The following is a 19,661-nucleotide window of genomic DNA, read 5'->3' on the forward strand; positions in this document are numbered from 1 at the left end:
AACAAAGAGATAAGACATTAGGGATAGGAGGAGCTAACATGACGGTAGAGGCGACACCCTATGCTTGGCCCTTTGACGGCAAAATTCATCCGAACAAAACGGCGCTTTTGGTGATCGATATGCAAACCGATTTTTGCGGCAAAGGCGGCTACGTCGAGCGAATGGGCTACGATCTGTCCTTGACGGCGCGGGCGATCGGGCCGATCTCGCGGCTGCTCAAAGGAGTGAGGGAAATTCCGGGCTTCACGGTCATCCACACGAGAGAGGGACACCGTCCGGACCTGTCCGACCTGCCGGAAAACAAACGGTGGAGAAGCGCCAGGGCAGGAGCCGAGATCGGCTCCGCTGGTCCCATGGGGCGGATTCTGGTACGCGGGGAACCCGGCTGGGAGATCATTCCCGAGCTTGCGCCGCTGCCGGGGGGAACCGATCGTCGACAAGCCGGGCAAGGGCAGCTTCTATGCGACGGACCTGGATCTGCTGCTGAAAACGCGCGGGATCACGCACCTTATTCTGACGGGGATCACGACGGACGTATGCGTCCATACGACGATGCGCGAAGCGAACGACCGCGGCTACGAATGCCTGATTCTGGAGGATTGCACGGGAGCGACCGATCCTTCCAACCACGAAGCCGCGCTTCGCATGGTGCAGATGCAAGGCGGCGTGTTCGGCAGCGTATCCGATTCTAGCAAGTTGCTGACCGCTCTTGAATCGCTATAAAAACATAACAACGGGGGGAATCAAGCATGCGTAAAGTGAACGGAAAATGGATGTCGGCTCTATTATTGTCTTCGATCGTCGCGATTGCCGGCTGCGGCAGCAATTCTGCGAGCAACGGAACGAGCGGCAGTCAGGCGCCGGACGGCGGCTCGGCCTCGTCCGCGACGGCGGCTACGTCTTCGGCGGCGAGCATGGATGCGGGTACCCAGAAGCTTAAAAAAGTCGTCGTCCGGCTGAAATGGATCAATCAGGCGCAATTCGCCGGCTTCTACATGGCCAAGGAGAAAGGGTACTACAAGGATGCCGGCCTCGACGTGGACATTCGACCGGGCGGTTCGGACTTCCCGTCGGTGCAGATGGTATCCTCGGGCAGCGAAGACTTCGGCGTCACGGGAGCCGACCAGATTCTGATGTCCCGCGAAAAAGGGGCGCCGGTCGTCGCGCTGTCCGTCATTTACCGCTCGACGCCGTTCGTGCTGTTCACGCTTAAGAGCTCCGGCATTACGTCCATGAAGGATCTCGAAGGCCAGAAGGTTGGCGTCAAGCTCGGCGGCAACGAGGAGCTCACGTACCGGGCCATGGTCAACAAGGCCGGCGTGAAGGCCAAATCGATCAGCGAGATGCCCGTCAAGTTCGATCTCAGCCCGCTGCTGACGGGACAAGTCAAAGCTTGGCCGGGCTACGTTATCAATGAAGTGATCGCCGCCCAAGAGCAAGGAGAAGAAGTAAACGTCATTTATCCGAGCGACTACGGCATTAATTTTTACGCGGATACGCTGTTCACGACCGAAAAAATGATCCAGAAGGACCCCGAGACGGTGAAGGGCTTCGTTCAAGCGACGATGAAGGGCTGGGATTATGCCATCAACCACCCGGATGAGGCGGCGCAGGTGACGGTCCAATTCGGCGATCAGCTGAACCTGGAGCATGAGACGAAAATGATGAAAGCCAGCATTCCGCTGCTCGAAGCGGACAAAGGACCGCTCGGTCAGATGGAAGAGTCGCAGTGGAGCACGCTGCAGGACAGCCTGATCGACGTCGGCTTCCTGAAGAAGAAGCAGGACCTGGCCTCGGCCTTCACGAACGAATTCATTCAACCTTAAAGGAGTGATCGCCGATGGCGGCCATCAGTAGCCTAGCAGGATCCGTCAGAGAACGCGCCGCCGGCGCAGCCTTTGACGCCGGAGGCAGTGCCGGCGCAAGCTCAGGCGCTCACCTCCAAACCAGCGCCATTTCCATACAAAATTGCTCGCTGACGTTCGGCAGCGTACGCGTCTTAAACGGGGTGTCGCTCGACGTCCGAAGCGGCGAATTCATGTCCATCCTCGGTCCGAGCGGCTGCGGCAAGTCGACGCTCCTTCGGCTGATCCTCGGCTTGCTGCGGCCGGATCAAGGCGGCGGGATCACGCTTCATGTGCCCCGGGAGGAGATCGGCATCGTTTTTCAAAAACCGGTGCTTATGCCGTGGCAAACCGCGATTCAGAATATCGAGCTGCCGCTGAACATCGGTCCGCAGCGCGCCAAGCAATCGAAGGCCGAACGCCGCGAGCGGGCGGAGTGGACGCTGGAGCTCGTCGGGCTGGCGGACTTCCGCAACCACTACCCGCAGCAGCTGAGCGGCGGGATGCAGCAGCGGATCGCCATCGCCAGAGCGCTGGCGGCGAACCCGTCGATTCTGTTGATGGACGAACCGTTCGGCGCGCTGGACGAATTCACGCGCGAGAAGCTCAATATCGAGCTTCTCCGCCTATGGGCGAACCCGGACACCAAGTTGAACACGGTCGTCATGGTCACGCACTCGATTCAGGAATCCGTGCTCATGTCCGACCGGATCGTCATGATGTCGCCGCGCCCGGCCAACGTTAGCGATATCGTACAGGTGCCGCTCGCCCATCCGCGGGAAGCCGAGATGCAGGAGCTCCCGGCATTCCTGAGCACGGTCAGGGAAATTCGAAAGCAGGTGAAGGCGCTATGACGACTAAAATCAAGGACGTTCTTTATCCGATCGCATTCGCCGTCGGTCTGATCTTGATCTGGGAGGCCGTCGTCCGCATATTCGACATCCCGCTTTATTTGCTCCCCGCGCCCTCGGACATCGCCCGGGTCGTCGACGGCGAGCTGCTGCGCAACATGGGCGCGACCTTGTATGAGGCGGTGCTCGGCTTCCTGCTCGCCAACGTGCTTGGATTTTTGACGGCGATTCTGTTCGTGCATTCCCGTCCGGCCGAGAAGGGGATCTTCCCGCTCGCGATCGCGCTCAAGACGACGCCGGTCGTGGCGCTGGCGCCGCTGCTCGTCATTTGGCTGGGCACCGGCTATTGGTCGAAAGTGGCCGCTTCCATGATCATTTGCTTTTTTCCGATACTCGTTAACAGCGTTAAAGGCTTGAAGGCGGTCGAGCACGAAGCCTGGGAGCTATTCTCGGCTTATAAAGGGACGAAGGCGGAGATCTTCTGGAAGCTGCGGCTGCCGACCAGCCTTCCCTATGTGCTGTCCGCGCTCAAAATCTCAAGCTCGCTCGCGATCGTGGGCGCCATCGTCGGCGAGTTCGTCGGTTCGAACAAGGGGCTCGGTTACTTGGTGCTGTTGTCTTCCTATCATCTAGACACGCCGGTCATGTTCTCGGCGATCGCCGCGGCCGCGGTCGCGGGGCTGATCTTGTTCGGAATCATTGCATCGGTCGAAAAAAGAGTCATTTTCTGGCAGAAGGTGGATGAAGTATGAGGATCTCGGTCGTACGCGTCCCGGCAGCGTCTCCCAGCGATACGGCATCGCTGCGGGCACATATCGAAGCAGGCTCGATTCATCCTTCTCAGGTGATCGCGGTATTGGGCAAAACGGAAGGCAACGGCTGCGTCAACGATTTTACGAGAGGGTACGCGGTTCAAACGCTTCGCGGCTTCTTCGCCGGACTGATCGGCGCGGAAGCGGCGGAGCAGATCTCCTTTATTATGTCGGGCGGTACGGAGGGCGTGCTTGCGCCGCACTTCACGGTCATCAGCCGATCCGAAGCGGAGGGAGGGCCGGCTGGCGCTGGCTTGAAGTCGCTTGCGGTCGGCGTCGCGCATACTCGGCGCTTCCTTCCGGAGGAGCTCGGACGCTCGGCCCAAATCGAGGAAGTGTCGACAGCCGTTAGCCGAGCTATGGCGGAGGCGCGGATCGAAGCGGCTTCCGACGTGCATTTCGTACAGATCAAATGCCCGCTGCTGACGGATGCCGACATCGCGGAGGCCAGAGCCCGGGGCGCCGAAGTCGCGGTCGACGATACGTACAAGTCGATGGGCTATTCCCGCGGCGCGTCCGCGCTCGGCGCCGCCGTGGCGCTCGGGGGAGATCGGCCGCGAAGAGATCGGCGACGACGACGTCTGCCACTCGTGGGACAAATTCAGCGAAGTGGCGTCCACCTCGGCGGGAAGCGAGCTCGCCTACTGCGAGGTGATCGTCTTCGGCAACTCGGCGCAGGCGAGCGGCGATCTGTTCATGAGCCACGGCGTCATGACCGACGCGATCGATGCGAAGCCGCTGCTCGCGATGCTGGCTGACCACCCGGGAGCGGAGGTCGTGCAGGTGCTGGCGAAGGCCGAGGCCGATCCGACGGGTCTCATCCGCGGCCGCAGACATACGATGCTTAACGATTCGGACATTAACCATACGCGTCATGCGCGGGCGGCCGTCGGCGCCGTGCTGGCTTCCATCGTCGGCGATCCGATGATCTACGTCTCCGGAGGCGCGGAGCATCAAGGGCCGGCGGGCGGCGGACCGGTAGCCGTCATTTTCCGCCGCACCAATACGTAGTTCAAGCAAATAAACTTAAAGGTACGGTACAGGCGCAGCCGTCAAGCGCCAAGGAGGAGAGGCCGAAGATGACTGCTGCACAATTCCCCCCTTCGAATGACCGCGTCCTGGCTGCGGGAGCAATACGCGGCTTCAAAGCTTGCGCCGCGCGACGTCGTGGCGGAGATGATCCGCCGATCGGTCGCCGATGAACATATGAACATCTGGATCGCGCCGCCGGATGCGGAGACGATCGAGCCCTATCTGAAGCGGCTGGATACGATGGACCGCTCGGCGCCCCTGTGGGGAATCCCGTTTGCCATTAAGGATAATATCGACCTGGCGAACGTCCCCACGACGGCGGGCTGTCCCGCATTCGCCTATACGCCGGATGCGCACGCCGCCGTCGTTCAGCGGCTGATCGAAGCGGGCGCGATCCCGCTCGGCAAGACGAACCTGGACCAATTCGCGACCGGACTCGTCGGCACGCGAAGCCCGTTCGGCGAGACGCACAACGCGCTGAAGCCCGAACTGATCAGCGGCGGCTCCAGCTCCGGCTCGGCCGTCGCCGTCGCAAGAGGACATGCCGTTTTCGCGCTCGGCACCGATACCGCAGGCTCGGGACGCGTGCCCGCAGCCCTGAACGGCTTGATTGGCTTAAAGCCGAGCCTCGGTTCCTGGCCGACGCGAGGCGTCGTGCCGGCTTGCCGGAGTCTGGACTGCGTGACCGTGTTCGCGCACGAGCTGGAGGACGCGATGCGCGTCGACGGGGTCGCGCGCGGACCGGATGCTGCGGATCCCTGGACGCGCACGATCGTCCGGCGTTCGCCGGAGCTACCGAAGCGCTTGTTGCTCCCTGGCGGCGATTGGCCTTTTTTCGGCCCTTACGCCTCCCGGTACGAAGCGGCTTGGCGCCAGGCGGAGCGGAAAGCGGCACAGCTCGGCATCGAGGTTCAAACGATCGATTACGCGTTGTTCGCGGAGGCGGCCGCCGTGCTTTACGACGGGCCGTGGGTCGCCGAGCGCTGGTCTGCGTTGGGCGCGTTCATCGATGCCCATCCCGGCGCGGCGTTCCCCGTGACGGAGCGGGTGCTGCGCTCAGGCTCCGGTGACCGGCACGATGCGGCTTCGGTCTTTTCGGCCATGCACCGGATTCAAGCCTTGAAGCATGAAGCGGCCAAGCTGCTCGAGGATGCGGCACTCCTGCTGCCCACGGCCGGCGGCACATGGTCTCGCGACGAGGTCCGGGTCGATCCGATTCGGACGAACAGCGACATGGGGCGGTGGACCAATCACTGCAACCTGCTCGATTTGTGCGCCCTTGCGGTTCCGGCGGGAGAAGCGGCGCCGGACGTGCCGTTCGGCATTACTTTGTTTGCGGTGTCGGGCGGCGAAGACATGCTGGCGAAGCTGGCGATCCGCTGGGCCGATCCTTCCGGGAAGGCGAGCCAACGCTCATCCGATGTTTCCGAGGAGCAGCCGATGACGACGTTCGTTGCCGTATGCGGGCTTCATATGAGAGGTTATCCGCTGGAGCCGCAAATGAAGGCGCATGGCGCCGCATTCGTCAAGGAAGCGAAGACGGCTTCCAAATACAAGCTTTACCGTCTGCCGACATCTCCGGCCAAGCCGGGGCTCGTCAAGCAGGAGAAGGGCGGCTCCGCGATCGAGATGGAAATATGGGAGATGCCGCTCGCAGCGTTTGGCCGATTCGCGGCGCTCATCCCCGCACCGCTTGGCATCGGCAAGGTCGAGCTGGCCGACGGCACCGAGGTGCCCGGGTTCGTGTGCGAAGGATACGCGGCGTCGGATACGGAGGACGTGACCTTTGCCGGGAGCTGGCGGAACGTACAATTGCTCAAAAATAACTAGACCTATAAAAGGAGCGCGACAGCATGATCAAAGCGGAGGAAACAAAAGTCGTCGTCGGAGCCGACATGGAATGGGGACTGATGCCCAACCACTGGCATCTGTATCATCGGGAGATCGTGAATGCCGCGCAAGCGGACGAACTCGGCGTAAGGGTCAGCTCGGTGCTGTGGGAGAAAATCGGAGTCGGGGGGAGCCGTCCTGCCTCACTATCACGACGTCGCCGAGATCATTCATATTACGGCAGGCGAGGTCAAGCTGCTGCGCGACGGGACCTGGACGCTGTACAAAGCGGGAGATACCTTCCACGTGCCGGCCGGCGTCATCCATTCCGTCGCATGCGTCGGCGATTCGCCGAGCGAGCAGATCAGCATTTTCCTGCCCGTGGAAGCCGTTGCGCCCAAGAACGCCTACTTCAATACGCACCTCGTCGAAGACGTCTATACCGATAAGCTCGGATCATGATTAACGACACGTTGGCCTTCACCTGCCGCGATCTGCTGCTCATTCCGAATCTGCAAGGCGCGACCGTTCGCGCGGGTCATAAGGGGATGGATCGGGCGGTCAATCGGGTCAACGTCATGGAAGTGCCCGACGTGATCGATTGGGTGCGGCCCGGCGAGTTTCTCGTGACGAGCGGCTTTCCTTTTCGCGACAATCCGGATCGTATCGCCGAGATGATCCCGCAGCTCGCGGAACGAGGCGTAGCCGCATTAGGCATCAAGACGCGAAGATATATCGAGGAGATCCCCCCCGTCCGTGCTGGAGATGGCCGATCAATTCGACATTCCGCTCATCGAGCTGCCGCTCCCGACCTCCTTCTCCGATGTCGTCCGCGAGGTCATGGAGCGGGTGCTGGTCCAGGAAGCGAGACATTTGACGCTGCTTCAATTCAGATACCAGAAGCTGTCCAAGAAGCTGCTGCACGGGGGGAGGCATCGAGGAATTTCTGGGCGAGCTGGACGAGACGCTGTCGAACCCGGTCGTGTTGATGGACGACGCCAATCAGCTTTATTTTTCGCCGACGGCTAGAAGTCTCTTCCCGGGAAACGAGGACTCCGACGAGTGGGCCAGGCTCAGCCACGACATCGAGCTGGGCGTCAGCCTGATGACCGTAGGCGACCGGCGCATACGCGTATACATCTCGAACGAAGACGGCAAGGGCAATGCTTGCAGCCTGCTGCTGCTCGAGTGGAACCGGGAGCTGGACGACGCGGACAAGCTGACGCTGGATCGCATCGGCGTGCTGGTCAGCCTGGAGCTGGCCAATCTGCATGCGAGGCGGGAGGTCGAATCCAAGTACGTCGATCAGTTTTTGCAGGACTGGCTAACCGGGCGCATCGTCGCCATTCAGGACATTGAGGCAAGGGCGGACGCCTGCGGATGCCGGATCGCCCGCAACGGCGCGTACAGCGCGGTATACGTCAGGCTGTCCGACAGCCATGCGAGTCCGAAGCTGCTGACCAAGGCGATCAAGCAGTTCCGCCGGTTCGGCACGGAGCGGGACGGCATCTGGGCCACGCAGCTCGACGGACATATGGCGCTGCTCCTCTCCCATGAGAAGGCGGAGCATCTGGACCGACAGCTCGAGAAATGTCTGTATCGGCTGACGCACCTGCTTGGACTGGACGCCAAGGCGGACGTTTCCTTTTGCATCGGCGATCCTGTCGACGCAGCGGACGAGGTAAGGCGCAGCTGCGAGCAAGCGCGCAAAATCCATTTTATCAGCTCGATCTGCGGCATTCGCGACGCCCATATCCGGTACGACCAGCTTGGCGTCTATCAGCTGCTTTATTTGCTGCCGGCGTCCGAGCAGGTCAAGGAATATCTCGACCGCAACGTCAAGCCGATCGTCGACTATGACAGCAAGCACAATACGCAGCTGCTCAAAACGCTGCAATGTTACCTGCAGCACAACGAGAACGGCAAGCTGACGGCGGAGGCGCTATTTTCGCACTACAACACGATCGCCTACCGGATCGAACGCGCGTACGAGCTGCTCGGGCTCGACCCGGAAAAGGTGAACGACCGGCTGCAGCTTCACTTGGCCGTCAAGCTGTACGAGATGAGGCAGGGGCGCTAGAAGTCGGAGCGACCGGGCAATCATGCAAAGCTTTCATAGGGACAGCAAAAAAGAATCCGGCCGTGAGTCGGATTCTTTTTTGCCTTTTCCGGCAAATCAAATGCGCTGCTCGCGAAAAGAATGGCTTGTCGGCTTTGCGATCCGCAGTTTTTGCATTTCTCGGGCGATCGCCGCGATACCGGCGTCGATCGCTTGCTCGTTCGCCCGCATGACGCTGAGGCGGATCATCCGATCGTGCCGGAAAGCCGGCAGCAGAAGACGGTCGACGTTCATCGTCAAGACCCCTTCGGCTTCGAGCCGCTCGCAAAGCTTCGAAGCGGACACCTGCTCAGGCAGCGCAAGCGTGGCAAACACGCCGCTCTCCGGTACTTGTATGGCCGCCTCCGAAGGGAGCGCACGCCTGCAAGCGGACTGTAAGGCCGACATCCGTGCCGAATAGAGCTTGCGCAATCGCTTCGTATGACTCGCGAACATGCCGCTTGCGATATAGAGCTCGAGCGCGCCCTGCGACAACGCCGGCGTGAACAAATCCGCCGCTTGCTTGTACCGGTGAAAAGCGGCGGCGAGCTTTTTCGGCAGCGCGACGGCGCCTAACCGAAGTCCCGGCAGCATGACCTTCGAAAAGCTTTTGACATAGATCACATGCGCTTCCCGATCATAGGCAAACATCGGATCCGCTTTTCCGTCGGGATCCAGATCGGCCAAATAATCGTCTTCGATCACGTAAACGTCGTATTGGGCCGCCAGCCTGACGATCGCCTGCTTCTGTTCCTTCGAATAGGAGCAGCCGAGCGGATTGTGAAACCGGGACACCGTATAGAAGCATTTGATGTTGTTATGCTGAAAATGCCGTTCCAATTCCTCCAGATTGATTCCATCCCATGCGCGTTCGATCCCGATCATCGTTATTCCCTTTACTCCGGCTGCCTGCATCGCTCCGAAATAGGTCGGCTGCTCGATGAGAACATTCGTTTTTCCGTTCGGAAACGGCATTTCGACCAGCAAGCTGAGCGCCTGATGGGACCCGGACACGACAAAAATATCCTCCGTTTTCGCAAACACTTGATCATCGGCAAAATGACGGGTGAGGGTGGACCGAAGCGTTAATAACCCCTGCGTATCGCCATAAGCGAATAAATCGTCTCGATAGCGCTCGATCGCCTGCGTTAAACATTGCTGCACGTCCAAGTACGGCATCCAGTCTCCCTCGGGCGACGCGGAGCGCATATCGATCGGCAGTCCAACCGGTGCCGGCGAGGAGGGGGAAGCGGTGGAATCGAGCAAAAAATAGCCGCTTTTCGGAACTGCGTAAACGAGATGACGACGTTCTAATTCCGCATAGGCTCGTAAAATCGTGTTTTTGCTGCAGCCATACGTTTCGGTGAGCTTGCGGATGGACGGAAGCTTATCGCCCGGCTTTAATCGGCCGTCCTTAGATTGCCTGGTAAGCTCGTCGACGACGAACTCAAACTTAAGTTGACGATCGTCCTGACGCGACACCATCTATGCTTTCGCTCCTCTTCTGTACCCGTACAGACAATCGGTTTAATGGAAGACATGTCGTTCGTTTCTTATTATACTTCAGATAAAGATTGAATTATCGTCGAAATTAGAGGATCAGATTGGAGTGTTAACGATGGACTGCAACATGGACGGGTACAGATTTAGCGACGATAAGACGCTGCTTCAAATGGACCGCATCCTGAACTGGTTAGCGGATTCGTACTGGGCCAACGCGCGCAGCAGCGGACAAATCGAACGGAGCATCGAGCAATCGATGTGCATCGGCGCCTATGAGGAAGGTTCGGGCAGACAAGCGGGCTTCATGCGAATCATTACGGATTATGCCACGTTCGCTTGGATATGCGATGTGATCGTAGATCCGGGGGACCGGGGAAAAGGGCTCGGAAAAAATCTGGTGCGCGTATTGGTTGCGCATCCGAGCCTGCAGGGGGTTCACATGGGGCTCAACACGCGGGATGCACACGGGTTATACGAACAATACGGATTCGAGCGGTTTGAGACGATGAGGCGCTTTGCCCGATAGGCGCTTCCTTGACGGACAACGCATTTTTCCGCAACGCCCCCCTTTCAACAACGTCTAAAGGAGGGAAGCGAAACGCCGGATCGAAAGGAGTAATATACGAGCTGATTCAAAAAAAACGCTCCGCCGGCCGCACCGACTAAGATGGGCAACTCCAAAGCCAATCTTAGCAAGCTGAACGGCTTCAAGCTTGGAAGACCGGAGGAATAAATGCAAAAAGGACGACGCCGCGGCGCCGTCCTTTTTTGCATGCAATCAATGCGACACCATCGCGGGCGCCGACGCCTTCCCCGACTTGACGCGGGCTTTGCTCCAGTCCAGCTTGACGTATCGCCAGCCGTTGGCCAGCGCGGCAAACACCATGTTGCCGCAGAGCGCGATCCAGGCGCCGACCTGGCCATAGTCCAGCACGACCGTCAGCAGCAGCGTACAAGGAATGAAGATAATCCAGTTCAGGACGAACGCCACGCGGGACAGATACGTCGTATCGCCGATGCCGCGCAGTCCGCCGCCGAAAATAATGCCCGTCGTATTGAACAATTGGATAAATGCCGCGAGATGAATGAGCGGCACGACGGCCATATAGACGGCTCGCTCGGGGGTATACAGCTTTGCGATCGGCAAGGCGAAGACGAACATGAGAATCGAGATGAGCACCATCAGGAGCAGACCCAGCAAGACCGTCATCAGGCCGAATCGCTTCGCTTCCGCGTGATGTCCTTTCCCGATTTCTTGTCCGGTGCCGATCGTGGCAGCCGCGCCGAAGCCGTTCGAAGGCATGAACCCGAAGGACAAAATGTTCAAGGCGATCTCGTTCGCCGCGATGGCGACCGTCCCCAAGCGAGAGATGCACATCGTGAATACGAGCATGCCCAGGCTGTTGGACATTTCCATCATGCTGAGCTTGGCGCTCTCGAATACCATCAGCTTGACCTGCTTCCGATCGAATCGCTCGAAGCTTCGGGTCAGCAGCGTAGCGTTCAAGTAGCCGAAATAAACCCACACGCACATGCCGGCCGTGACGATCTCAGCGATCAAGATGCTCCAAGCGGCGCCTTGAAGCCCCAGGTCCGGAAAGCCGTACTTGCCGTAGGCCAACACATACGTCAACACGACGACCAGGCCGCTGTTGATCAGCGCGATCGTCATCGGCGTCTTGGTGTCGCCGATCGCTCGAAGATAAGCGAAGAATGCGCCGCTAAAAATGCCGAAAATGAGTGCGATCATGCGAATCATGACATAATCGGAGCCAAGTGCGACGATCTCGTCGTTCAGTCCCATCGCGCTCAGGATGAGTTCGGGCGCAAGCAAGCTGCCCGCCAGCAAAATGACGCCGAGTATGCCTGTCATCGCCAACGCGATTTGCATTCGCTGATTGGCGAGTCGCATCTCGCCGGAGCCGTAGTTCTGAGCGACCAGATAGTTGATCGCGTTCTGTATGCCGGCGCATAGCGCCCACATGTTGTAGATGAGAATGTTCGTCACGCCTACGACCGCGATCGCGGCCGCGCCCAGCTTCCCGACAATCATCAATACGAGCAAGCCCGTAAATGTCATCGATGAAAACGTAGCGATAGATGGTAGCGCTAGGTGTAAAATTCTTTTCGCCAACTGCACTTCTTTTTGCCTCCTGCCTGTTGTTGTCGCGTTGAAAGGTGATTCGTATCAAGGCAGACGTAAGCTCTATTATAAACGGGTGTTTAACTCGATTCCTAGCGGGATTTGCAACCTTTTTTCATATGTTTGCAACTAGTTTTGACTTTGTTGTAGAAAGGAAACAATCAGGCTGCGTATTCGAAGCGGGCGAGGGAAAAGGTAGATCTTGGTGGCATAGTTGATGGTTCGCACGAGTGATTCAACTTTTTCCTGATTATGGTACGTTTAATAAAAACGTCCATGGGAGTGAAGTAAAATGGATCGAAGGTTCCTGTTTCTGATCGGCTCGGCATTGGTGCTTGCGCTGACCGTGTTCTTCCAGACAACGCGTGAAGCTGAAGCCGCTTCATCGGCGATCTCGTCGGACATTGCGGACGAGCCTCCGGTCATAACGCGCCTGGAGCCGGCAAGCGATCATGCCGTGATCCGAAGCAATAGCCTGCAAGTCCTTGCCGAAGCCGAAGACGACCTTGCGCAGCCTTCGTTTTTGGTGCAGATTGGCAGAGATCTCCGGTATCCGGATATCGTCGAGAGCGACCAGGGAGCGGGCCGGTTCGATCGCGTATACGATGTGACGCGTTACGATGGCAAGTCGCTGAATATTCAATATTCCATATCGGATGGCAGGCTTCCCGACGGCGAAGACAATCGACGGGTTAACGTGAAGCGTACCGTTCATATCGAATCCAGCCCTGCGTTGGCCGAGACGGATCGCGAACCCGACGCGCAGATTCTGGACGCGGATGCGTCCCGTCTGCTGCTGCTCCGCAACGGGGCGTTGATCGTCAAGGAGCGAATGAACGGCACGGAGACCGAACTTTTAGAGGGCGTTACGACCGATAGGTCGGACGGATTTAAACTCACGCCCGCCGGCGCCGTTTTCTTAATTGACACGGGTTGGTATGAATTGAAACTCTTTTGGTGGAACGGAGAGTCGCTCATGTCCATTCCGCTGGAGTCGGGAGCGGTCTGGCAGGCGAGAGGGAACTATATCGCGTGCTCGGACGCTGGGACGCTTCATTGGATCGATACCGCGGCCGGAACAGTACGCCATATTCCATACGCATACGATCTGAACTTCGAGCTGGAGCCGGGCGGCACGCTTCTTCTGGAGCCAAGCGGCAACGACGGGCACAATGACGACATTGTACGTTACGATCCTTTAACCGGCAGCGCGACGACCGCCTTCTCGTATCCGGGTGCGCCGCGCGGTCCGGTGACCGACGGCAGCGCCATATTGTTCACCCTGAACGACGGCCGATTGATGAAATTCGCGGATGGGACGGTAACCGAAGTGAATGCCGGAACGGTTGGCGAACGGCGGTCGCCCCATAAAGACTATGAAATCAACGAGGGCTGGATCGCCTTCCGGAAGCCGGATGCAGGTTCGGAAGGACAGCTTTATTTGCAATCCCCGGAAGGTACGGCGACCCAAGCCACGAACTTCGATTCGAATGCCGACATTCATTGTTTAGACGGCTCGGGTACCTTGATCTTTAACCGCGATGGCCAATTGTACCGATACGACCGGGAAATCAACAATTCGACACGAATCGCAGGAGCCGCCGGCGTCGTCCGATGGATCGACGGTCAGCTTCGCTATTTGCTGGGGGATACGATCTTTGCCGTACAGCAGCAACCGCCAGAAGATACCGAAGCGCCGGCATGGCCCGAGGGGGACGTGCTGACCTTTTCCCATGCCACGTATTCGAGCGCAGCCCTTCGTTGGCAGCAGGCTGCCGATGAGGGAGGCGTGTCCAAGTATTTGCTCTACCAGAACGATCAACTGCTGGCGACCTTGAGCGGAACCGCGAACAGCTATGAAGCGCAAGCATTATCTCCCAAATCGACTTACCTTTTTTCGCTGGTCGCCGTCGATGCCGCAGGCAACGAAAGCGAGAAAAAAACCGCAGCGATCGTCACCGTCGTCTATCAGCCGGTCCCCAAGCCGGAAACGCTGCTTTACAGCTTCGAAGGTACGATACTCGACTTTGACCAAAAACGTATTTTATGGAAGCAGTCCGGCAATAACGCCCTTTGGCTTTACGACCGGATCGATAAAAGCCAAGTCAAGATTTACGAGGCTAGCGGGTCCTCAAGCATGATCACGAAAGGCGGATTGTCCGTCGAAGGCGTCGTATACACGTTAACGGCAGACGGTTCGCCGACGACGTATGAATGGAAAAACGGCGCCGTCGTCCACGAATGGGAAGGGGAAGGACAATCCCATTATCAAACTAGAGGACTGCCGGACGGCAAGGCGTTGTATAAGGTCGATGGCAAGACGTACTTGTACGACGTCCAAGAAGGGAAGATTATATATTCGCTTGGCGGCACGGGAAGCGTACAATACCGGGAGCATAGGTTCGGCGGTTCGGGAGAGCAGCCCTATCGGATAGACGCGTGGTATCGCATGGATGGCGGTTCATTGTACGGGGTGTGAATTTAACTTGTCAAAAACGGATGCGGCAAATGCCGTACAATTGGAATATTGCGCAATCGAGTGCCATAAAGGACAACGCTTTTTTCTTGCCCGACCTGTTCGGGCTTTTATAATTATAGATAGGAGAAAAAGGTCACTTCACATCGTCCCTTGCGTCCTATTCGCTTGAAAAGGAATGAACTTATGAATCGTAACGAGACAATTTCTTATAGGCCGCTCACACACGTTAAGGAGCTTCATTCGGCCGTAGAACTGCAGAAGACAGCGTGGTCGCAGGACACGATTACTTCAATGCCTCAAATGCAAGCCGCCATCCTGCATGGCGGCTCAGTGATCGGAGCGTTCCACGAGAGCAGGCTGATTGGGTTTAACTATGGATTTGCCGGCTATGACGGACAAGTAACGTATCTTGCTTCGCATATGATGGCGATTCATCCGGATTATCGAGATAAAGGTATAGGCATGCAGCTTAAACTTGAGCAACGTTTGTGGGCGATACAATACGGATACCGGAAGATTGTTTGGACGTATGACCCATTCGAAGCGCGCAACGGGTATTTAAACCTCGCCAAGTTGGGAGGAATCGTGAGTCGCTTCCTTCCTTCGTTTTACGGAGAGGATTCAAATGGACTGGCGATCGACCGCTTCATGGTCGAATGGGAGATTCTCTCCGAGCGTGTCGTCAGCGCGATTGCCAATCCGAACGAAGTATCGGCCGAATTCGGCGATTACCCTGAATTATTCGTTTTGCAATCGGACGGGAACCGAATCGCAGGAATTCGAAATTCCAATCAAATTCTGGATAACATATCCGGATGTTCGATACCCGTGCCTAGATCCGGAAAGCTGCTCAAACGGGAACAGCCCGATCTTTTTGCCGCTTGGCACAATCATTTGCGCGAGCATGTCGCCGAAGCATTTAGCCGGGGATTTCAAGTCGTGAATCTCGTTCGAACGAACGGGCACAGCCATCATTATTTGCTTGAGGCCCGTCGATGAAGCAGGCGATTGTAAATTGGCTTAAGCAGCATCAAGCCGAATTGGAGAGCGCTTACCGGGAGTTGCATGAGCTCGGCGAGATCAGTTGGGAAGAAAAGCGAACGACTGCTTATCTTCAGCAGGCTTTGAAACAAATTCATTTACCGACCCGGACCTTTGAAGGGCATACGGGCGTGATGGCAGAATGGTCGGGAGCAGCGCCTCGGTCGACGACAGTCGCAGTCCGCGCCGATATCGATGCCTTATGGCAGCAAGTTGGCGGCAAGTGGACAGCCAATCATTCTTGCGGACATGATGCGCATATGACGATGGCTTTGTATGCACTGAAGTGTTTGATAAACATCGGCTATGAGCCTTCAGGCAAGCTGACCGCCGTTTTTCAGCCTGCCGAGGAAACGGGAGAAGGGGCTTTGAAGCTGCTTGACACCGGTGTGCTCGATCAAGTGGAGTATATGCTCGGCATCCATCTTCGCCCTGTTAAGGAGCTGCCCATGGGTAAGGCCTCAAGCGCCATCTACCATGGCGCGGCTGCAACGCTGAACGGCAAAATCATGGGAAGACAAGCGCATGCGGCCCGGCCGAACGAGGGGATTAACGTGATAGATTCAGCTGCCGCGATCGTCCAGGCCGTCAACGCCGTTAAAACCGATCCGAGCGTTCCGTTCTCCTGCAAGGTAACTCGTCTTCTGGTGGCCAACGCGAGCAGCAACATCATTCCGGATACAGGGGGAATTTTCGATCGATGTGCGTGCCGGAACTAACGAGGCGATGGATGAATTGGTGGAAAAAATTCAACGCGCGGCGACTCATGCCGGAACGGCGAATGGCGCAACCGTGGAACTGGAGACGGGAATGCGAACGGTTGCCGCCGTTCCGAACGACTACATGGAATCCATGGTCGCCTCGGCGATCGCGGAGATCTTGGGGGACGACGGCTTAGCCTCTCCGCCGGTAACGCCGGGAGGCGAAGATTTTCATTTTTACGCGCAGCGCAAGCCCGGTATCAAGGCGACCATGATCGGATTAGGCGCCGACCTCAAGCCCGGGCTTCATCACCCCGATATGCGCTTTAATCTTGAGGCGCTTCAGATAGGCGCGGCGATATTGGCTTTGTCCATCGTAAAAATATTCGCTGCCGGGCAGGAGGATTAATCGATGCGGATTGACAGGATCATTTTACGGCACGTCAGCATGGATCTGATTCACCCATTCAAGACAAGTTTCGGTACGATGCGGAACAAGCCCTTTATCCTTGTAGAAGCGGTCGATCGCGACGGGATATCGGGATGGGCCGAGTCGGTGGCTTTTCCGGAACCTTCCTATAATGAAGAAACGCTCAAAACGAACTGGCATCTGATGGAGCAATTTTTGATTCCGCTTCTGCAGCAATCGGCCATCGGACATCCGAACGAAATATCGGCAAGATGGCGCCATATTCGCGGAAACTACATGGCCAAGTCCGCGCTTGAGAGCGCGTGCTGGGACCTGTACAGCAAGCTGAACGGATTGACCCTGACCGAAGCGATCGGCGGCAATAAGCGAGAGCTTGATGTCGGCGTCAGTATCGGCATTCAAGCTTCCTTAACCGAATTGCTTGAAAAAATCGAGAGCAACTTGGCTAAAGGCTACAAGCGCATCAAAATCAAAATCATGCCGGGATGGGATATCGATATCGTCGAAGCCGTACGCCTCCGATTCCCGCAGATCGCCTTGATGGTGGATGCGAATTCCGCCTATTCGCTCGGGGATATCGATCGCCTAAAGAAGCTGGACGAATACGGACTTACGATGATCGAACAGCCCTTTGCCTACAACGATATGGTCGATCACAGCGTGCTGCAAAAACAAATCGCAACGCCCGTTTGCCTGGACGAGAGCATCCATTCAAGCGAGGATGCGAGGAAAGCGATCGAGTTGGGCAGCTGCCGCATCATCAACATAAAAATCGGAAGAGTCGGCGGTATTGCCGAATCTATTCGACTGCACGATGTTTGCCATAAAGCGGGAATCCCCGTATGGTGCGGCGGCATGCTGGAATCGGGCATCGGCCGCGCGCACAACATCGCGATATCCACGCTCCCTAATTTCATGTTCCCGGGCGATACGGCAGCTTCCTCCAACTATTGGTCGGAAGATATTATCGAACCGGAAGTCACGATACAAGACGGCGTGATCCGGGTTCCCGAACGACCCGGCATCGGCTTTGAACCGGTGATCCGGCGCATTCGCGATCGCACCTTATACGAACAAGTCTTTCAATTCAATTAAAGTGAGGGCAATAACCATGATGGATATTGTCATTCGAAACGGACAAGTATACGATGGTACGGGAAATCCATGGATAAAAGCGGATATTGGAATTAAAGACGGGAAATTGACGGCAGTCGGCAGCTTGCCGAACGTTCATGGACGCATGGATATCGATGCGGCAGGGCTCGCCGTCTGTCCCGGATTTATCGATGCCCATGTGCACTCCGACTTGTTGTGCACGAGACCGGAGATCCATTATGTAAAAGTATTGCAAGGCGTTACGACCGAGCTGTTGGGACAGGACGGCATTTCCGTCGCCCCCGTGTCCGCGCAGACGAAGCCGCAATGGCAAAGTCAGCTGAAGGGCCTGAACGGCGATATCGGCGATTGGCCATGGAACACGGTGAAGGAATATTTAAGCTTTTTTAGACAAATCCGACTTATCCGGCAATGTCATGTATCTGGTGCCTCATGGCGCGGTAAGGACGCTCGTTATGGGCTTCGAGGACCGCAAAGCAACGCAGGAAGAACGGATTCGCATGCGCGGATTGGTAGAAAAGGCTATGCAAGAAGGGGCGGTTGGCATATCCACCGGATTGGTTTATCCGCCGAACGTTTTTGCCGACAAGGAAGAGCTGATTGAGATTTGCAAAGGCGCGGCCACTTACGACGGTTGTTTTGTCGTCCACGTCAGAAGCGAAAGCAGTCATTTCATCGAGGCGCTTGAAGAAGTGATCGACGTGTCGCGCGCATCGGGCGTTCGTTTGCATCTTTCTCATTTTAAAGCGATCGGGGGAAGCGAACCGGCACAAATTCGCCGAAGCGCTGGCGCTGCTTGACAAGGAGCGATCCAATGGATTGGAAATTACGTTCGACCAATATCCATATACGGCAGGATCGACGTTGCTGCAAACGATACTGCCTCCTTGGATGCACGAAGAAGGGTCCGAACGCTGCCTTGAAAGACTGGCGAACGCCGGAATCCGCAATCGAATCAAGCAGGATTTTCTGGACAACGACAGCTTCGAAAATTGGGTGAAAAACTGCGGATGGCGCCATATCGTCATCGCATCGGTCGACTCCGAACGCAACAAGCCGATGGAAGGGATGAGCATCTCGGATATTGCCGAACGCAGAAATATCGATCCCGCAGATGCGGCTTTCGATCTGATTGTCGAGGAGCGGGGCGCCGTCTCCATGATCGTTCATTGGGGCGTCGAAGCGGATGTGATGACGGCCATGAAGCATCCGTTTCAACTCTTCGGATCCGACAGCATCTTCGGCAGCAAGCCTCATCCCAGACTGTACGGCACGTACCCGCGTGTCCTGGGAAGATACGTGCGGGATTTAAACGCGCTGTCGATGCCCCAGGCGATACGTCAAATGACGGGCGCGCCCGCCCAACTGCTGCGATTGAAGGACCGGGGGCTGCTGCGAGAGGGCATGCATGCGGATGTCGTCATCTTCGATCCGGCTGCGGTAGCGGATCGGTCGACTTACAGCCAGCCTCTGCTTGAACCCGCCGGTATCGAATACGTCATCGTAAACGGGCAAATCGCCGTGCAAAACGGAAAGTTTATGAACGTTTCGGCTGGCAGGGTGATTCGGGGGGGGCGGCTGCGTCTCCGCGGCCGCCAACCGTTAAACCTCATGGCCGGATTAAAGATGGAAGACTGCCGAATAAGTTCGGCAGTCTTTGGCATTTATGTGCGTCGCACGAAGAAAGGAGCAAGAGGGAATGGGGGAGCGGTTTTGGAAAAAGACTAAAGCTCGGCATTTACCATAAGCTCGTGGGCACTTTTTTTAATCATCCTTATTCC

Annotated in this window: 19 protein-coding genes and 4 pseudogenes; 21 read left to right on the forward strand and 2 right to left on the reverse strand. The window is 57.2% G+C overall.

Annotated features, from left to right (window positions below; translation table 11 throughout):
* Positions 1-119: 119 nt before the first annotated feature.
* From OMP40_RS42365 to OMP40_RS27830, 12 genes and pseudogenes are all read left to right on the forward strand, one after another.
* Positions 120-293 (forward strand): annotated as a pseudogene (locus OMP40_RS42365) (cysteine hydrolase); the annotation flags it as partial.
* 112 nt (positions 294-405) lie between these two features.
* A complete protein-coding gene (locus tag OMP40_RS27780) occupies positions 406-723 on the forward strand; it encodes a cysteine hydrolase family protein (protein WP_338131250.1) in 318 nt (105 codons plus the stop codon).
* Positions 724-749: 26 nt separating this feature from the next.
* On the forward strand, positions 750-1,826 hold the full coding sequence (locus OMP40_RS27785) for an ABC transporter substrate-binding protein (RefSeq protein ID WP_277536154.1): 1,077 nt from the start codon (positions 750-752) through the stop codon (positions 1,824-1,826).
* Between the two features lie 14 nt (positions 1,827-1,840).
* Complete coding sequence (locus tag OMP40_RS27790; RefSeq protein ID WP_277536156.1) at positions 1,841-2,698, forward strand: ABC transporter ATP-binding protein; 858 nt, start codon at positions 1,841-1,843, stop codon at positions 2,696-2,698.
* Positions 2,695-3,447: an ABC transporter permease gene (locus OMP40_RS27795; protein ID WP_277536158.1), complete on the forward strand. Its 753-nt coding sequence runs from the start codon at positions 2,695-2,697 to the stop codon at positions 3,445-3,447. The genes OMP40_RS27790 and OMP40_RS27795 overlap by 4 nt, the downstream gene beginning before the upstream one ends.
* Positions 3,444-3,989, forward strand: a pseudogene (locus tag OMP40_RS27800) (ring-opening amidohydrolase); the annotation flags it as partial. The gene OMP40_RS27795 and the pseudogene OMP40_RS27800, both read left to right, overlap by 4 nt.
* Complete coding sequence (locus tag OMP40_RS27805; protein ID WP_277536160.1) at positions 3,937-4,518, forward strand: ring-opening amidohydrolase; 582 nt, start codon at positions 3,937-3,939, stop codon at positions 4,516-4,518. The pseudogene OMP40_RS27800 and the gene OMP40_RS27805, both read left to right, overlap by 53 nt.
* 96 nt (positions 4,519-4,614) lie before the next feature.
* Positions 4,615-6,369 (forward strand): allophanate hydrolase, encoded by a 1,755-nt coding sequence (gene atzF, locus OMP40_RS27810; RefSeq protein ID WP_277536161.1) that lies wholly within the window; start codon positions 4,615-4,617, stop codon positions 6,367-6,369.
* 234 nt (positions 6,370-6,603) lie between these two features.
* On the forward strand, positions 6,604-6,831 hold the full coding sequence (locus OMP40_RS27815) for a cupin domain-containing protein (protein ID WP_277538070.1): 228 nt from the start codon (positions 6,604-6,606) through the stop codon (positions 6,829-6,831).
* Between the two features lie 86 nt (positions 6,832-6,917).
* Positions 6,918-7,061: pseudogene (locus OMP40_RS27820) on the forward strand (PucR family transcriptional regulator ligand-binding domain-containing protein); the annotation flags it as partial.
* Between the two features lie 64 nt (positions 7,062-7,125).
* The gene (locus tag OMP40_RS27825; RefSeq protein WP_277538218.1) at positions 7,126-7,398 is read left to right on the forward strand and encodes a hypothetical protein; all 273 of its coding nucleotides are present in this window, start codon (positions 7,126-7,128) and stop codon (positions 7,396-7,398) included.
* Complete coding sequence (locus OMP40_RS27830; protein WP_277538071.1) at positions 7,358-8,449, forward strand: PucR family transcriptional regulator; 1,092 nt, start codon at positions 7,358-7,360, stop codon at positions 8,447-8,449. Before OMP40_RS27825 ends, OMP40_RS27830 begins: the two co-directional genes overlap by 41 nt.
* A 96-nt stretch (positions 8,450-8,545) precedes the next feature.
* On the opposite strand, the gene OMP40_RS27835 is transcribed toward OMP40_RS27830, so the two are convergent.
* The gene (locus OMP40_RS27835) at positions 8,546-9,952 is read right to left on the reverse strand and encodes an aminotransferase-like domain-containing protein (RefSeq protein ID WP_277536163.1); all 1,407 of its coding nucleotides are present in this window, start codon (positions 9,950-9,952) and stop codon (positions 8,546-8,548) included.
* A 133-nt stretch (positions 9,953-10,085) separates the two neighbouring features.
* On the opposite strand from OMP40_RS27835, the gene OMP40_RS27840 reads away from it, so the two are divergent.
* Positions 10,086-10,496, forward strand: coding sequence for a GNAT family N-acetyltransferase (locus OMP40_RS27840; protein WP_277536165.1), 411 nt, complete (start codon positions 10,086-10,088; stop codon positions 10,494-10,496).
* Positions 10,497-10,748: 252 nt separating this feature from the next.
* On the opposite strand, the gene OMP40_RS27845 is transcribed toward OMP40_RS27840, so the two are convergent.
* Positions 10,749-12,110 carry an MATE family efflux transporter gene (locus OMP40_RS27845; protein ID WP_277536166.1) on the reverse strand — a complete coding sequence of 454 codons (1,362 nt, stop codon included), beginning with the start codon at positions 12,108-12,110 and terminating at the stop codon, positions 10,749-10,751.
* Between the two features lie 295 nt (positions 12,111-12,405).
* Between OMP40_RS27845 and OMP40_RS27850 the strand changes: the two genes are divergently transcribed.
* The 8 genes and pseudogenes from OMP40_RS27850 to OMP40_RS27885 all read left to right on the forward strand — a co-directional run bounded on the left by OMP40_RS27850 (position 12,406) and on the right by OMP40_RS27885 (position 19,608).
* A complete protein-coding gene (locus OMP40_RS27850; protein WP_277536168.1) occupies positions 12,406-14,592 on the forward strand; it encodes a fibronectin type III domain-containing protein in 2,187 nt (728 codons plus the stop codon).
* 183 nt (positions 14,593-14,775) lie between these two features.
* Complete coding sequence (locus tag OMP40_RS27855; protein WP_277536170.1) at positions 14,776-15,591, forward strand: GNAT family N-acetyltransferase; 816 nt, start codon at positions 14,776-14,778, stop codon at positions 15,589-15,591.
* Positions 15,588-16,352, forward strand: coding sequence for an amidohydrolase (locus tag OMP40_RS27860; protein ID WP_277536172.1), 765 nt, complete (start codon positions 15,588-15,590; stop codon positions 16,350-16,352). Before OMP40_RS27855 ends, OMP40_RS27860 begins: the two co-directional genes overlap by 4 nt.
* A 7-nt stretch (positions 16,353-16,359) precedes the next feature.
* Complete coding sequence (locus OMP40_RS27865) at positions 16,360-16,743, forward strand: M20/M25/M40 family metallo-hydrolase (RefSeq protein WP_277536174.1); 384 nt, start codon at positions 16,360-16,362, stop codon at positions 16,741-16,743.
* 3 nt (positions 16,744-16,746) lie between these two features.
* Positions 16,747-17,859 (forward strand): o-succinylbenzoate synthase, encoded by a 1,113-nt coding sequence (gene menC / locus OMP40_RS27870; RefSeq protein ID WP_277536176.1) that lies wholly within the window; start codon positions 16,747-16,749, stop codon positions 17,857-17,859.
* 19 nt (positions 17,860-17,878) lie between these two features.
* Positions 17,879-18,130, forward strand: a pseudogene (locus OMP40_RS42370) (N-acyl-D-amino-acid deacylase family protein); the annotation flags it as partial.
* 205 nt (positions 18,131-18,335) lie between these two features.
* Positions 18,336-18,680 (forward strand): amidohydrolase family protein, encoded by a 345-nt coding sequence (locus OMP40_RS27880; RefSeq protein ID WP_277538219.1) that lies wholly within the window; start codon positions 18,336-18,338, stop codon positions 18,678-18,680.
* A gap of 19 nt (positions 18,681-18,699) precedes the next feature.
* Positions 18,700-19,608, forward strand: coding sequence for an N-acyl-D-amino-acid deacylase family protein (locus OMP40_RS27885; protein WP_277536178.1), 909 nt, complete (start codon positions 18,700-18,702; stop codon positions 19,606-19,608).
* Positions 19,609-19,661 lie beyond the last annotated feature (53 nt).

The sequence above is a fragment of the Cohnella rhizosphaerae genome (genome assembly GCF_029525575.1).
In the GTDB taxonomy this organism is placed as follows: domain Bacteria; phylum Bacillota; class Bacilli; order Paenibacillales; family Paenibacillaceae; genus Cohnella; species Cohnella rhizosphaerae.